Genomic DNA, 15086 nt, shown 5'->3' with positions numbered 1-15086 from the left:
AGCACGCACCCGCAGCGACCGCATCCCCCGCACCGGTGAAGGGGCCGGCCGATGAGCATCTACCGCGAAAGAGTGCACCGGGGCTCGGCCCGGGCCACCGTGCTGCGGACCGTCGGCACGCGCGAGCGCCGCTCGCATCTGAGCGCGCCCCGGGTCCCCACGGTCGGCATCGACATCGGCGGCACGAAGGTGATGGCCGGGGTCGTCGACGCCGACGGCAACATCCTGGAGAAGGTGCGCACCGAGACGCCCGACAAGTCCAAGAGCCCGAAGGTCGTCGAGGACACGATCACCGAACTCGTCCTGGACCTGTCCGACCGGCACGATGTGCACGCGGTCGGCATCGGGGCGGCGGGCTGGGTGGACGCGGACCGCAACCGGATCCTGTTCGCGCCGCATCTGTCCTGGCGCAACGAACCGCTGCGCGACCGGCTCGCCGAGCGCCTCGCCGTCCCCGTCATGGTCGACAACGACGCGAACGCGGCGGCGTGGGCCGAGTGGCGGTTCGGCGCCGGGCGCGGCGAGGACCATCTCGTCATGATCACGCTCGGCACCGGCATCGGCGGCGCGATCCTGGAGGACGGCCAGGTCAAGCGCGGCAAGTACGGGGTCGCGGGGGAGTTCGGCCATATGCAGGTCGTGCCCGCCGGGCACCGCTGCCCGTGCGGCAACCGGGGCTGCTGGGAGCAGTACAGCTCGGGCAACGCGCTGGTCCGGGAGGCCCGTGAGCTGGCGGCCGCCGAGTCGCCGGTGGCGTACGGGATCACCGACCGGGTCGGCGGCAACATCCAGGAGATCACCGGGCCGCTGATCACCGAGCTGGCCCGGGACGGCGATGCCATGTGCATCGAGCTCCTCCAGGACATCGGGCAGTGGCTCGGGGTCGGCATCGCCAACCTCGCCGCCGCCCTCGACCCCTCCTGCTTCGTGATCGGCGGTGGCGTCAGCGCCGCCGACGATCTGCTGATCGTTCCGGCCCGGGAAGCCTTCCGGCGCACCCTGACCGGGCGCGGCTACCGGCCGGAGGCCCGTATCGTCAAGGCCCAGCTGGGGCCCGAGGCGGGAATGGTCGGCGCCGCCGACCTCGCCCGGCTCGTCGCCCGCCGCTTCCGCCGCGCAACCCGCCGCCGGGTCGAGCGGTACGAACGCGCCGGATCCTCCCCGCTGCGGCTGGCGCCGCGGGGCCAGGCAGGAGGCCGCGAGTGACCACCGCAGAGCAGCACCCCGGAGCGTCCGTGTCCGGTACCAACGGAAGCCCTACGTCCGACCGGCCCGGCGGGTCCGGTGCGCCGGGTGCGCCCGGTTCGTCCGGTGGGTCCGGTGGGTCCGGCGGCGACGGTGGCCGTCCGCCGCGCCGCTGGCTCAAGGCCGTGATCGTCTTTCTCCTGATCACGATCCCGGCGGGCTATCTGGCGATCTCCGCCATGCAGAGCCGCGACGGCGGCTCGGAGAAGGTCCAGTCGGCCAAGGCCAAGGGCCTGTCCGCGGGCTATCCGTCCCGGGTGCAGCGGCGCATCTACGACATTCCGGTTCCGCAGAACTCGCTCAAGGTCGCCTCGTTCGAGACCAACTCCTGGAAGGTCAGCTCGCTGTACGTGCAGTTCGTCACCTCCCGCGACGGACTGGACCGCTTTCTGGCCAAGCTCGGCACCGGTCCCTCCGCGCTGAAGAAGGGCGCGGTGACGATCACGGACGAGCAGGCGAAGAAGGTCGGCTGGCAGGTCGGAGCCGCCGGTCACGACTGGTCGGGCATGGTCATCAAGCAGAAGGAACCGCAGCCCAAGCTGAGGATTACGGTCAGGAACGACAACCCGGCCCATCCGAAGGTCTACGTGGTCTCCACCATCAGGCCGTAGGGACCTTCGCGACGTTCGGGATACCGTTTCCGGGTGAGCGAGACCAAGACACTTCAGTACCGGACCGACGGCCCCGAGGACGGGCCCGTACTCGTCCTCGGCCCGTCGCTGGGCACCACCTGGCATATGTGGGACCGCCAGATACCCGAGCTGTCCCGCCACTGGCGCGTCCTCCGCTTCGACCTGCCGGGCCACGGCGGCTCGCCCGCCCACCCCGCCCCGTCCGTCGCGGAACTCGCCGCCCGGCTGCTGGCCACCCTCGACATGCTGGGCATCGACCGCTTCGGCTACGCGGGTTGCTCGATCGGCGGGGCCATCGGCGCCGAACTGGCGCTACGACATCCCCTGAGAGTGGGCTCACTCGCGCTCGTCTCCGCCTCCCCGCGCTTCGGCACCGCCGACTCCTTCCGGCAGCGCGGCGTCGTGGTCCGCACCAATGGCCTCGACCCGATCGCCCGCGCCACCCCCGAGCGCTGGTTCACCCCCACCTTCGCCGCCGCCCAGCCCGCCATCGTCGACTGGGCCGTCCAGATGGTCCGCACCACCGACCCCGGCTGCTACATCGCCGCGTGCGAGGCGCTGGCCGCCTTCGACATCCGCCCCGAGCTGGGCCGGATCGGCATCCCCACGCTCGTGCTCGCCGGGGCCGAGGACCAGGTCACCCCGGCCGCCGACGCCCGCGTCCTGGTCGCCGGCATACCCGACGCCCGGCTCGCGCTCGTGCCCGGCACCTCGCATCTGGCGCCCGTCGAGCAGCCCGCCGCCGTCACCGACCTGCTGGTACGCCACTTCTCCAGCTCGTGGCAGTCCTCGGACCACCCGACCGGGATGACCGCGGTCAACGCCCCGCACGTCAAGCCCGTGCTGACGCCGGTGCCGCAGCCGGTCACCGCCCCGGCCCCGCCGCGTACCGCCCCCGCCTCCGCGCCCACCGGCCCGCCCGTCGAGATCGGCTACACCCAGCCGCCCGAGCCCGTGCCGGACGGCCGCGCCGACCGCTACGACCAGGGCATGAAGGTCCGGCGCGAGGTGCTGGGCGACGCCCATGTGGACCGCGCGGAGTCACAGGTCGACGAGTTCACCGGCGATTTCCAGGACTTCATCACCCGCTATGTGTGGGGCGAGGTGTGGACCCGGCCCGGCATCGACCGCCGCACCCGCAGCGTGATCACCCTCACCGCCATGGTCGCCCGCGGCCACCTCGACGAACTCGCCTTCCACACCCGGGCCGCGCTGCGCAACGGGCTGACGCCGACCGAGATCAAGGAAGTGCTGCTGCACACCGGGATCTACTGCGGGGTGCCCGCCGCGAACTCCGCCTTCGCCGTCGCCCAGCGGGTCATCCGCGAGGAGACCAGCCCCGAGGAGTAGGCGCGTGGTCCCGGGCGCGTAACGCGGGTGGTGGGGAGGACAATGATCTCCATGAACCTCACCAAGAAGGGCCACGCCTGCGTCCGGCTGGAAAAGGACGGGCAGCTGCTCGTCATCGACCCCGGAGGGGTCAGCGAAGAGGACGCGGCGGTCGGCGCGGACGCGATCCTGGTCACCCACGAGCACTTCGACCACTTCAACGAGGAGCGGCTGCGGGCGGCGCTCGACGCCAACCCCGCCGCCCAGATCTGGACCCTCGCCAGCGTCGCCGGACAGATCTCCGCGGCGTTCCCCGGACGGGTCCACACGGTCGGCGAGGGCGACACCTTCACCGCGGCCGGGTTCGAGGTCGAGGTGCACGGCCAGCTGCACGCCGTCATCCACCCCGACATCCCCCGGATCACCAACGTCGGCTACGTCGTGGACGGCGCGGTCTTCCACCCGGGCGACGCGCTCACCGTCCCGGACCGCCCCGTGGAGACGCTGCTGCTGCCGCTGCACGCGCCCTGGAACAAGTTCTCCGAGATCCTCGACTATGTGCGCGAGGTCGCGCCGCGGCGTGCGATCGACATCCACGACGCGCTGCTGTCCGACCTGGGGCCGACGGTGTACGGGCGGATGCTCGGCCCCGACGGGCCGGGTACGGGTGGTGCGGAGCACATCCGTCTGACCCCGGGCGAGGGCCTCACGCTCTGAGCCTTGTCAGACCCGGGATGTAGGTTGTCCCCCATGCGCATCGCGACCTGGAACGTCAATTCGATCACTGCCCGGCTGCCCCGGCTGCTCGCCTGGCTGGAGAGCAGCGGCACGGATGTGCTGTGCGTCCAGGAGACCAAGTGCGCCGAGGCCGCCTTCCCCTTCGAGCCCCTGCGCGAGCTGGGCTACGAGGCGGCGGTCAACGCCACCGGCCGGTGGAACGGGGTGGCGGTCCTCTCCCGGGTCGGCCTCGACGAGGTGGTCTCCGGCCTCCCCGGCGGCCCCGACTACGAGGGCGACCAGGAGCCCCGCGCCATAGCCGCCACGTGCGGTCCGGTGCGCGTCTGGTCGGTCTACGTGCCCAATGGGCGCGAGATCGGCCACCCCCACTACGACTACAAGCTGCGCTGGCTGGACACCCTGCGGGAGGCCGTGGGCGAGGACGCGAAGGGCCCCCGGCCCTTCGCCGTCCTCGGCGACTTCAACGTGGCCCCCACCGATGACGACGTCTGGGACCGCACCCGCTTCGACGGCCTCACGCATGTCACCGACAAGGAGCGCGAGGCCCTGGCCGCCCTGCGGGGCGCGGGCCTGTCGGACGTCGTCCCCCGCCCCCTGAAGTACGACCACCCCTTCACGTACTGGGACTACCGGGAGCTGTGCTTCCCGAAGAACCGCGGCATGCGGATCGATTTGGTCTACGGGAACGGGGCGTTCGCCGACGCGGTCGGCGACGCGTACGTGGACCGCGAGGAGCGCAAGGGCAAGGGCGCGTCGGACCACGCCCCGGTGGTGGTGGACGTCCAGGCATAACGCCGCCGCCTGGCTGGCGGCTCCCCCAGCTACCGCTGGGAGGTGCCCCTCCGCGGAACGATTGCCCACAACCGGGTCGCAAATTCAGCCCCTCCGGCGATTGAGGAGCGGGGGTGTGGGGGCGGAGCCCCCGCCCGGGGGTCCGGGGGCTTGCCCCCGGTTTCGGGGAGGGGCGGGGTGGGGGCAGCTCAGCCCAGTAGCGAGCGCAGCGGGATCGCATCGGCCATCGCCTTCAAGCCCGCGTCCCCCGGGTGCAGATGGTCGCCGCTGTCGTACGCCGGGAGGATCCGCGACGGGTGCGCGGGGTCGCGTACGACCGCGTCGAAGTCCAGGACCGCGTCGAACACCCCGCCGTTGTCGCGGATGAAGGCGTTCACCACGGAACGCCGCGCATCCGCGTCGGCGGTGCACAGCGCCTCGCCCTCGCAGGGCGTGATCGTCCCGCCCACCACCCGCAGCCCCCGCGCGTGCGCCCGCGCGGCGAGCCCCTTCAACCCCGCGATGACGGATTCGGCAGACGTGCCCCAGCGCAGGTCGTTGATGCCCTGGAAGACGACGACCGTACGGGCGGAGGTCTGGGCGAGGACGTCCCGCTCCAGGCGGCTGGCCGCGCTCACCCCGCTGGTGACCGTGCTGACGCCGTCGCCGGGGTAGACGTCCGTGACGACGCGGTTGGCGGAGATGCCGCTGTTGACGACGCCGTACGCGGGCACGCCGGACGACGGCGCGCGCAGCCGCCGCGCGAGGACGTCGGGCCAGCGCCGGTTGGCGTCCATCGTGGACTTGGTGCCGTCGGTGATGGAGTCGCCGAGGGCCACCACCGACCCCGGGCCGCCCCGGACATCGACGCCGGTGAGGAAGGGCCAGGTGGTGAGGGTGCCGGTGTACGCGTCGGCGCCCGCCTCACCCGTACGGTCACCACTCCCCGGCGCGCTCAGAAAGGACCGCTGCGTGGCCTGCGTATGCACCGGCACCGCCGCGACCGGCCCGGGAAGGTGAATGCTGACCAAAAGGTTCGCGTCGGCCGGTACGGGGAAGTTCACGGGATCGCTGAAGACCTGGGCGCCCGCCGGGATCGACGTACCGGCCCGGCCCCGGAAGGTCAGCGGCACCGGGGTGCCGCTCGCCGCCGCGCCGGTGGCCTGGAGGGCGACCGTGGCGTGGCCGATGTCGACGGGGGCGGCGGCGAAGGTGTTCTCCAGCCGGACCCGGGCGCCAGGGCCGCCCGCGCTGGTGTGCACGACGAGCCGTAGCGTCTGGTCGGTCCACGGCCCGACCTTGGTGTATCCGGCGGTGCTGGCGGCCCAGCTGCCGGTCCAGCCCCGCGCGGGCTGCCGCAGCGAGACGGCGAAGACGTGCAGATCGGCCCCCGAGCCCGGGTCCCTCGGCAGGGTCACCGATGCGACCTGCCGGTCGCCGCGCAGGGGCACCGTCACCGCGTACAGCCGGGCCGCCTCCGGCCGCTGCCCGTCGGCGGTGTTGACGTGCGGGAGGCCGACCGCCTTGGTGGCGGCGGGGCCCGCGCGCCAGTCGGGGGCGCTCAGGGTGTACGTACCCGTCGACCCGTCCTCGTAGCGGACCCGGCCGGTGCCGCCCGCCCCGGCGCCGGGGCCGCCGGGGGTACTGCTGGCGACCAGGAAGGTGAGCGCGTCGCCGCGCCCCCGCAGCCGCACCGACTGCCCGTCGGCGATCACGTTGTCGGGCCGGGCGGATCCCGCGCTCCGCGGCCAGGTGAGCCGCGCCGCGTCGAGGGCGATGGTGCGCCCGGGGGTCCAGCCCGCGGCCCGCAGGTCCTGTGCGGAGAGGGAGTTGCCCGCCCCGTCGAAGTCCGCCGTGCCCGGCGCGGTGTCGTCACCGACCGCCCGGTTGTCGAAAAGCCGCTCCAAAGGGAGCGGCTTGGTGGTGGTGGGGGCCTGGGCCACCGAGGGTGCGGCCGGTGCGAGGAGTACGAGGACGGCACCTCCCGCGACGATCCCGGCCGCTGACCATGGTCTGACGACGCGCATATGTGTCCCCTCTCGTAACCGACCCGACCGGCGATTCGACAGGTGCATGGCGAACGTAGAAAGACGGAGGGGTGTCGTCAAGACAAGCAACGGGTCACGGAGCCCACCGCGCGCCCTGTGGTGCGCCCGTGCGCTTGGTGCGACGCTGAGCTGTATGAACATCCCCTTCCTGGACAACTGGCGCAAGCGGCACGGTGCGGCCTCCGGTACGGCGCTGATGAGCGCCCAGGAGGCGGACCCCCAAGGCGTGGCACAACTCCTCTCCGAATGCGAACTGCTGCGCGCCTGGGCCGCGCAGGCGGGCATCGGACTCGACGACTCGGCCGGATCGCTGGAGGCGCTGGACCAACTGGTGCCGCGCTGGCGCGACGACCCGGAGGAGCTGCCCTGGCTCGGTAACGACGCCGGGCTGTATCTGGGCACGGTCATCATCCGCACCGTGCCGGGCGCGGTCTGGCAGGTGTGGCCCAACGGCCGTCCCGTGGTCCGGCTCGGCTCCGGCCGGGAGGTCGACGTGGTCGAGGCGGGCCACCAGTGGGCCGCGGACGGCGCCCCCGAGCTGTCCCAGCTGTACGCGGAGGTCTCGGAAGTCTGAGGCCGCCCACTATCGGGCGGTATCCACCCCTCGGTGCGTGTCCTGACCGAAGTGCCGCTTTCATGTGGATAGTTTGCGCGGTATGGCCGTGGGTGAACCGCTGATCGAGCTGCGCAACGTCAACAAGTACTTCGGCGCGCTCCACGTCCTCCAGGACATCGACCTCACCGTCGGCCGCGGCGAAGTGGTGGTGGTCATCGGGCCCTCCGGGTCCGGGAAGTCGACGCTGTGCCGGACGATCAACCGGCTGGAGACCATCCAGTCCGGCTCCATCGTGGTGGACGGGCGGCCGCTGCCGGAGGAGGGCCGGGACCTGGCGCGGCTGCGGGCCGAAGTGGGGATGGTCTTCCAGTCGTTCAATCTGTTCGCCCATCGCACCGTGCTGGACAACCTGATGCTCGCGCAGGTGAAGGTCCGCAAGCGCGGCAAGGCCGAGGCCCAGCGGCGGGCCCGGGAGTTGCTGGACCGGGTGGGGCTCGCGGACCAGGCGGACAAGTACCCCGCGCAGCTCTCCGGCGGTCAGCAGCAGCGCGTGGCGATCGCCCGGGCGCTGGCCATGGACCCGAAGGTGATGCTCTTCGACGAGCCGACCTCGGCGCTCGACCCGGAGATGATCAACGAGGTGCTGGAGGTCATGCGGCAGCTCGCCAGGGACGGGATGACGATGGCCGTCGTCACCCATGAGATGGGCTTCGCCCGTTACGCCGCGAACCGCGTGATCTTCATGGACGACGACCGCATCGTGGAGGACCGCAGCCCGGAGGAGTTCTTCAAGGCGCCGGAGTCCGCCCGGGCCCGGGACTTCCTGTCGAAGATCCTCAAGCACTGAGCCGGGCGATGACGCACATGACGCACATGAGGCGCACCCTGACCGTGATCCTCGCGCTGCTCCTGGCCTTCACCGGCTCCGGCTGCGGCAAGGAGGGCAGCCCGCCCGCCAAGGGCCCCGCGCCCGAGGAACTGCCGCGCTACCGGGTGGCCACCGACTTCCGGCTGCCCTCCTCGCCCACCTGGCGGAAGGCGAAGCGGCTCGGCTACCTCACCGTGGGGGTCAAGGAGGACCAGCCCTATCTGGGCGAGAAGGACCCGGCCACCGGCCGCTACTCCGGCTTCGACATCGAGATCGCGAAGATGATGTCGGCCTCCCTCGGCTTCCCGCCCCGGACCATCCGCTTCCGGAGCATCGCCTCCGCCAACCGGGAAACCGCCCTCCAGAACGGCCAGATCGACTACTACGTCGGCACGTACACCATCAATCCGCTGCGCAAGCGGCTGGTCGGCTTCGCCGGTCCGTACTACATGGCCGGGCAGTCGCTGCTGGTGCGCACCGATACGGACGACATCCACGGCCCCGCCGACCTGGCGGGCAAGACGGTCTGCTCGGCGGCCGGTTCCACCCCGCTCCAGCGCATCCAGCACGACTACCCCAAGGCGCACGCGGTCGCGTACGACAACTACTCGGTGTGCGTCGACAACCTGCTCAGCTACCAGGTCGACGCGGTCACCACGGACAACGTCATCCTGCTCGGCTACGCGGCCAAAGCCCCCGAGGAGCTGAAGCTCGTCGGCAAGCCCTTCTCCAAGGAGCCGTACGGCATCGGCGTGCCCAAGCGGGACAACGCGCTGCGCTTCGCGCTGGACGACGCCATCGAGGCCCATGAGCGCAACGGCGACTGGAGACGGGCGTACAACGCGACCCTCGGCCTGTCCGGTGTGCCCGCCCCGAAACCGCCCGCCGTCGACCGCTACCACTGAGAGCCCGAACCATGGACGTGCTCACCCAGAACTTCTCGCTCTACGGCCGCGGTCTGCTCGGCACCGTCCAGCTGACCGTCTACGCCTCGCTGCTCGCCCTCGCGCTCGGCGTCCTGATGGCTGCCTTCCGGGTCGCGCCGGTCGCGAGCCTGCGCGCCTTCGGCACCGCCTGGGTGACGGTGCTCCGCAACACCCCGCTGACGCTGCTGTTCTTCGCGGTGATGCTGGGGCTGCCGCGCTTCGGGCTGATCCTGCCGTTCACGGCCTTCGCGGTGCTCGCCCTCGGCTGCTACACCTCGGCGTTCATCTGCGAGGCGGTGCGCTCGGGCATCAACACGGTGCCGGTCGGGCAGGGCGAGGCCGCCCGCAGTCTGGGCATGACCTTCGAACAGACGCTGGGGGCGGTGGTGCTGCCGCAGGCGTTCCGCGCGGTGATCCCGCCGGTCGGCTCGACGCTGATCGCGCTCGCCAAGAACTCGGCCATCGCCGGGTCGTTCAGCGTCACCGAACTGCTCGGCACCTACAAACCGCTCAACGAGATGGGCTACAGCATCATCTGGTCCTTCGTCTGGATCGCCGTCGGCTATCTGCTCGTGACCCTGACCATCAGCGCGATCTTCACCGTGCTGGAGAAGCGCTGGGGAGTGCCGCGTTGACCACCACCGCCGTTCTCTACGACGTCCCCGGGCCGCGCACCGTCCGCCGTCACCGCCTCTACGGGGTGATCGCCACGCTGGTGCTGCTGGCCCTCATCGGCTGGGTGATCTATCTCCTTGTCGACACGGGTCAGTTCGCCTACCGGAAGTGGATGCCCTTCGAGTACGTGGGCATCCAGGAGCTGCTGCTGCGCGGGCTGGCCAATACGCTCAAGGCGTTCGCGCTCGCCGCCGTCCTCTCGCTGGCGCTGGGCGCGGTGCTGGCCGCCGGGCGGCTGTCCGACCACCGTCCGGTGCGCTGGCTGGCCACGCTGGTCGTGGAGTTCTTCCGGGCGATGCCCGTGCTGGTGATGATCTTCTTCGTCTTCGTGGCGCTGAAGGTGCAGCCGCTGCCCGCCCTGGTCACCGGGCTGACCCTGTACAACGGCTCGGTGCTCGCCGAGGTGTTCCGCGCGGGCGTGGCGGCGGTGGACCGCGGGCAGCGGGAGGCGGCGTACTCGCTGGGGCTGCGCAAGACGCAGGTCATGACGTACGTCCTGGTGCCCCAGGGGGTACGGGCGATGCTGCCCGCGATCATCAGCCAGCTGGTGGTGGCGCTGAAGGACACCTCGCTCGGCTTCCTCATCACCTACGAGGAGTTTCTGCACGCGGGCAAGCTCATCGCGTCCAACCTGGACTACGACCTGCCCTTCATCCCCGTCGTAATGGTCATCTCGCCCGTCTACATCGGGATGTGCATGCTGCTGTCGTGGTGCGCGAACTGGGTGGCGAAGCGACAGCGGCGCAGCGTGAAGACGGAGAAGGTGCGGGTGGCGCCGCCCGGCCCGGGCGCCCCGTTGCCGGGCGACACTCCCTAGGGGGCTCGGCTAGTCGCGGACCGGGACCGACAGATACGAGGGGTCGGCGGCCGGCGAGGAGAACGTGAGGTGGGCGCCGTCCGGGTTGTGCTCGATGTAGAGCGGGTCCACGGTGTCGACGACCAGCGCGAGCCGGTGCCCGGCCGGGACGTCGTACGCCGTCGAGAACAGGTCCAGGTCGACCGGGAAGGGCTTGCCGGGCGTGCGGTCGTGGAAGGTGACGGGCGCGTTGCTGACGAGCTTGCCGACGCCGAGCGGGCCCACGTCGTAGAGGTAGGCGACCGCCGTGCCGTCGGCCTTGTCGCTGGTGACGGTGGTGTGCAGGGACACCGTGCCGCGGATGCGCTGCTCGGTCGCGTACGCCCCGGTCTGCCAGACCGCGGCGTACGAGCGCGGCAGCAGCGGGATCGAGGCGAGCGGCGGGAGCTTGAGGAACTGGTCGAGCGCGCCGGTCAGCATGACGGTCCCGGCGTTGGCGCCCGAGTCGTGGTTCGCGGTGACCGTCTCGGCCTTGTCGAGCGCGATCCGGCGCCGCTCCGAGGGTACGGCGGACCAGCTGCCGTAGCCCTCGTAGCCGCCGCCGGTCCGGGACATGAGCTGCACCGGCTGCTCGCGGTCGATGCCGTTGCGGTCGCCCTTGAGGTACCGGTCGAGCCAGCGCCTGCTGTGCTCCCAGGTGTCGTTCGGCAGCCCGAAGAGCCCGCCGAACTCGGCGGTCGCGTGGTCGCCGGGCCGGAACTCCAGCCGCTTGGGGCCGGTCAGCTTCTCGTAGAAGTCGGCGTAGCTGTTGGGCGGGAAGATGGAGTCGCCCCAGGCGTTGCCCAGCATGATGGCCGCGCCATTGGCGTTGATCTTGTCGAGGTAGGTGGCCGCCGAGCGTTTGCGGCCCCACTCGATCATGTCCTGTTCCTTGGCCAGGTTGGAGCCGAGGAAGTCCTTGAGGATCTGGTTGAGTTCGTCGCTCGGGCGGCCGGTGAGCGCGCCCGCGCCGCCGAGCAGCCCGGCGGCCTGGGCGTGCTGGGTGCGGCCGCTGTAGATGGACCCGATGAGATCCGACCAGCCGCTCATCGAGACGACCGCCTTGATGCGCGCGTCGAAACCGGCGGCGAGCAGGCTGATCCCGGCGCCGTACGACACGCCCGCCATGCCGATGTGGTCGGGGTCGGCGGCGGTGTTGGCCAGCGCCCAGTCGATGACCTTGGAGGCGTCGGCGACGTCGGGTGGCCCGGCCGTCTCGATCCGGCCGCCGGACTGCCAGAAGCCGCGGGTGTTGTAACTGACCACGACATAGCCGGAGTCGGCGAGCTTCTTGGCCTGCGCGAGGTATTCGATCTGCGGCATGGACCAGCTGGTGGGCAGCACGACGAGGGGGTGGCGGCGCGAGGTGTCCGCCGGGGCGACGACGTTGGCGGCGAGGGTGGTGCCGCCGTCGCCGGGGATCTCGACGAACCGTACGGAGGTGTCGGCCGCCGCGGCGGCCGTGGACGTGGGCGGCGCGGCGGGGGCGGCCGTGGCGGCGGGGGCGAGGACGGAGGTCGCACCGGCCAGGACGGTCGCCGAAAGGGCGGCGGCGGTGGTGGTACGCAGCGCTCGGCGGGCAGGGGTCACTGTGGCTCCAGACGTGGGGATGCCGTGGGGGGCGGGGAGCACCGGTGCGGGGCTAAGTGACCTGACGGTAACTCCGCGCCTTACCGCTGGTAATAGGGCGGTAAGTTACGCCTGGGTAACGATGTGGCCGTAGTGATCCCATGGGCCGTCCGCGATGCGATATTCCCCCGGCTCAGCCCTCCTTGAGGAGCGTCTTCGTGGACGCCCGGCCGCCCGACGTGGTCGCCGCCTTGGTGACGTCCGCGACCAGTTCGACCACATCCGGGCCGTACGCCTGCGAGTTGACCACCTTCAGCAGCAGGCAGAACGAGCCCTGCGCCCCGTACTTGCGGGCCAGCTTGGCGCGGTTGCGCACCAGGTGGCGTACGGCGGCGCGGTGGGTGACCGGGCGCTGCCCGGCGGCCAGGAAGACGGGACGGCCGCCGTCACCGGCCGTCAGCCGCGCCACCAGTACGTGTTCGAGCGCGCCGGGCTCCGGGCGGTACTCCGTGCCGCCGATGGTGAAGGTGCCGCGGTCGGCCCCGGACTCGTCGCCCTGGGACACGGTCACGCCGGGCAGCAGGTTCGTCATATGCGCGGACAGCCGGCGGTGCGCGGTCGGGTCGCCGACGCAGAATTCGGTGCGCGCGCCGAAGCCCTGGAGCCCCGTGTCGTGCGGGGCCACCTCGGCGTGCGCCCCGCAGTTCTCCACGACGGAGGCGAGGCCGAGCAGCGCGAGGGCGTCATGGCGCGGGATGGACCAGTGCGACGAGGTGCTGTCCCGGTGGGTGACCAGGACGCATTCCGAGCCGTCCGGCAGGCCGAAGAAGCGCTGCTCGCGGGTGCGCCCCCGGCGTCCGGCCGCCGAATGCGCGGCCCAGCCGAGCGCCAGTCCCACGATCAGGGCCGCTCCGGAAGCGATCAGGTCCTGCACGGTGTCAGTCATGGCCGCGCATCGTAGCTGCCATCCGAGTGGTGTTCGAGTGAATCTCATAGGGGCACTCAAGGGACACTCGCCCCCTGTCGTGAGCATGAGCGTCGCCGGTAGGCTCCGCTCTCTCTGTCGTCCGCTTGGAGGTCCGGATGGGGCACGCCGCACGACCAGCCACAGCAACCAGAACCACGGCGCGAGCCGCCCGGCGCGCGCTGCCCGCGCTCGCCGCCGCGGCCGGGATGGTCGCCGTGCTCGGCGTCGCCCCGGCCGGTGCGCAGCCTGCCACGAAGGGCGACGGCACCCCCGCCAAGACGCCGGTCGCCACCGGCTACGGCGGCGCGGTCTCCAGCGTGGACCCGGACGCCTCGGCGGCCGGGATCGACGTGCTGCGGCGCGGTGGCAACGCGGTGGACGCGGCGGTGGCGACGGCGGCCGCGCTCGGGGTCACCGAGCCGTACTCAGCGGGCGTCGGCGGCGGCGGATACTTCGTCTACTACAACGCCAAGCGGCACAGCGTCTCCACCCTCGACGGCCGCGAGACCGCCCCGCAGAGCGCGGACAAGGACCTCTTCCTGGACGGGCAGGGCAAGCCGCTGCCGTTCGACGACGCCGTCACCAGCGGGCTCAGCGTCGGCACCCCCGGCACCGCGGCCACCTGGAGCGACGCGCTCCGCAGCTGGGGCACCCGGTCGCTCGGCCAGGTGCTGAAGCCCGCCGAACGGCTGGCCCGCGACGGCTTCACCGTCGACAAGACCTTCCGCGAGCAGACCGCCGACAACGAGGACCGCTTCAAGGACTTCCCGGCCTCCGCCGAGCTGTTCCTGCCCGGCGGAAAGCTCCCGGCCGTCGGCTCGACCCTCCGCAACCCGGATCTCGCCCGCACCTACGCCCTGCTCGCAAAGAAGGGCGTCGGCGCGATCTACAAGGGCGAGCTGGGCCGCGACATCGTCTCCACGGTGCGCAAGCCCCCCGTCGACCCCAAGGCGCAGCGCACCGTGCACCCCGGCGATCTGCGCGCCGAGGACCTGCGGGCGTACGAGACGAAACGGCAGGCCCCGACCCGCACCTCCTACCGCGGGCTGGACGTGTACGGCATGGCGCCCTCGTCCTCCGGCGGCACCAGCGTCGCCGAGGCGCTCAACATCCTGGAGCGCACCGACCTCACCAAGCTCAGCGAGCGCGACTATCTGCACCGCTACATCGAGGCCAGCCGGATAGCGTTCGCCGACCGCGGCCGCTGGGTCGGCGACCCGGCCGCCGAGAACGTACCGACCAAGGCACTCACCTCCCAGCGGTACGCCGACTCCCGGGCCTGCCTCATCAAGCCCGACAAGGTGCTGAAGAGCCCGCTCGCCCCCGGCGACCCCACGAACCCGGGCGCCCCCGGCGCCTGTGACACCCGCGGACACGCCGCCCCCACCACCTACGAGGGCCAGAGCACCACGCACCTGACGACCGCCGACAAGTGGGGCAACGTCGTCGCGTACACCCTCACCATCGAGCAGACCGGCGGCAGCGGCATCACCGTCCCCGGCCGGGGCTTCCTGCTCAACAACGAACTGACCGACTTCTCCTTCGCGCCCGCCGACCCCGCCGTCCACGACCCGAACCTGCCGGGTCCGGGCAAGCGGCCGCGCTCGTCCATGTCGCCGACCATCGTGCTCGACGGCCACAAGCCGGTGCTGGCGCTCGGCTCGCCGGGCGGCGCCACGATCATCACCACCGTGCTCCAGACCCTGCTGAACCACCTCGACCGGGGCATGCCGCTGGTCGACGCGATCGCCGCGCCGCGCGCCAGCCAGCGCAACGCCGCCCAGACGGAGCTGGAGCCCGGGCTGTGGAACAGCCCGGAGCGGGCCCGGCTGGAGGCGCTGGGCCACGCCTTCAAGCAGAACCCGGAGATCGGGGCCGCGACCGGCGTCCAGCGGCTCGCCGACGGCCGGTGGCTGGCCGCGGCCGA

General features: G+C 71.8%; 14 protein-coding genes. 11 read left to right on the top strand and 3 right to left on the bottom strand.

Annotated elements, in window-relative coordinates:
- Positions 1–51: 51 nt before the first annotated feature.
- From SSOG_RS10700 to SSOG_RS10680, 5 genes are all read left to right on the top strand, one after another.
- Entirely contained in the window at positions 52–1206 is a 1155-nt protein-coding gene (locus tag SSOG_RS10700) for an ROK family glucokinase (RefSeq protein WP_009714235.1), read from the top strand.
- A 164-nt stretch (positions 1207–1370) separates the two neighbouring features.
- Positions 1371–1856 carry a hypothetical protein gene (locus tag SSOG_RS10695; protein ID WP_106516617.1) on the top strand — a complete coding sequence of 162 codons (486 nt, stop codon included), beginning with the start codon at positions 1371–1373 and terminating at the stop codon, positions 1854–1856.
- Between the two features lie 33 nt (positions 1857–1889).
- On the top strand, positions 1890–3227 hold the full coding sequence (pcaDC, locus tag SSOG_RS10690) for a bifunctional 3-oxoadipate enol-lactonase/4-carboxymuconolactone decarboxylase PcaDC (protein ID WP_009714233.1): 1338 nt from the start codon (positions 1890–1892) through the stop codon (positions 3225–3227).
- A 51-nt stretch (positions 3228–3278) separates the two neighbouring features.
- Entirely contained in the window at positions 3279–3923 is a 645-nt protein-coding gene (locus SSOG_RS10685) for an MBL fold metallo-hydrolase (RefSeq protein ID WP_009714232.1), read from the top strand.
- A 33-nt stretch (positions 3924–3956) separates the two neighbouring features.
- Positions 3957–4736 carry an exodeoxyribonuclease III gene (locus SSOG_RS10680; RefSeq protein WP_009714231.1) on the top strand — a complete coding sequence of 260 codons (780 nt, stop codon included), beginning with the start codon at positions 3957–3959 and terminating at the stop codon, positions 4734–4736.
- Between the two features lie 188 nt (positions 4737–4924).
- Here the strand turns inward: SSOG_RS10680 and SSOG_RS10675 are convergent, their stop codons facing one another.
- Entirely contained in the window at positions 4925–6742 is a 1818-nt protein-coding gene (locus tag SSOG_RS10675) for an SGNH/GDSL hydrolase family protein (protein WP_039937148.1), read from the bottom strand.
- 154 nt (positions 6743–6896) lie between these two features.
- Here SSOG_RS10675 and SSOG_RS10670 point away from each other — a divergent pair, with 154 nt between their 5' ends.
- The 5 genes from SSOG_RS10670 to SSOG_RS10650 all read left to right on the top strand — a co-directional run bounded on the left by SSOG_RS10670 (position 6897) and on the right by SSOG_RS10650 (position 10605).
- Positions 6897–7337, top strand: coding sequence for a DUF6278 family protein (locus SSOG_RS10670; RefSeq protein WP_009714229.1), 441 nt, complete (start codon positions 6897–6899; stop codon positions 7335–7337).
- 82 nt (positions 7338–7419) lie between these two features.
- A complete protein-coding gene (locus tag SSOG_RS10665) occupies positions 7420–8166 on the top strand; it encodes an amino acid ABC transporter ATP-binding protein (protein WP_009714228.1) in 747 nt (248 codons plus the stop codon).
- Positions 8167–8174: 8 nt separating this feature from the next.
- Entirely contained in the window at positions 8175–9092 is a 918-nt protein-coding gene (locus SSOG_RS10660; protein WP_009714227.1) for a glutamate ABC transporter substrate-binding protein, read from the top strand.
- A gap of 11 nt (positions 9093–9103) precedes the next feature.
- Positions 9104–9748 carry an amino acid ABC transporter permease gene (locus tag SSOG_RS10655; RefSeq protein WP_009714226.1) on the top strand — a complete coding sequence of 215 codons (645 nt, stop codon included), beginning with the start codon at positions 9104–9106 and terminating at the stop codon, positions 9746–9748.
- Entirely contained in the window at positions 9745–10605 is an 861-nt protein-coding gene (locus tag SSOG_RS10650; protein WP_009714225.1) for an amino acid ABC transporter permease, read from the top strand. Before SSOG_RS10655 ends, SSOG_RS10650 begins: the two co-directional genes overlap by 4 nt.
- A 9-nt stretch (positions 10606–10614) precedes the next feature.
- Here the strand turns inward: SSOG_RS10650 and SSOG_RS10645 are convergent, their stop codons facing one another.
- Both SSOG_RS10645 and SSOG_RS10640 read right to left on the bottom strand, forming a co-directional pair.
- On the bottom strand, positions 10615–12213 hold the full coding sequence (locus tag SSOG_RS10645; protein WP_039937145.1) for an alpha/beta fold hydrolase: 1599 nt from the start codon (positions 12211–12213) through the stop codon (positions 10615–10617).
- Between the two features lie 172 nt (positions 12214–12385).
- The gene (locus SSOG_RS10640; protein ID WP_009714223.1) at positions 12386–13138 is read right to left on the bottom strand and encodes a hypothetical protein; all 753 of its coding nucleotides are present in this window, start codon (positions 13136–13138) and stop codon (positions 12386–12388) included.
- 137 nt (positions 13139–13275) lie between these two features.
- Between SSOG_RS10640 and ggt the strand changes: the two genes are divergently transcribed.
- The coding region (gene ggt, locus SSOG_RS10635; RefSeq protein ID WP_009714222.1) for a gamma-glutamyltransferase at positions 13276–15086 on the top strand (1811 nt) is incomplete at its 3' end.

The organism is Streptomyces himastatinicus ATCC 53653 (assembly GCF_000158915.1).
Taxonomy (GTDB): Bacteria; Actinomycetota; Actinomycetes; order Streptomycetales; family Streptomycetaceae; genus Streptomyces; species Streptomyces himastatinicus.
This window is presented reverse-complemented; position numbering and strand designations above follow the sequence as displayed.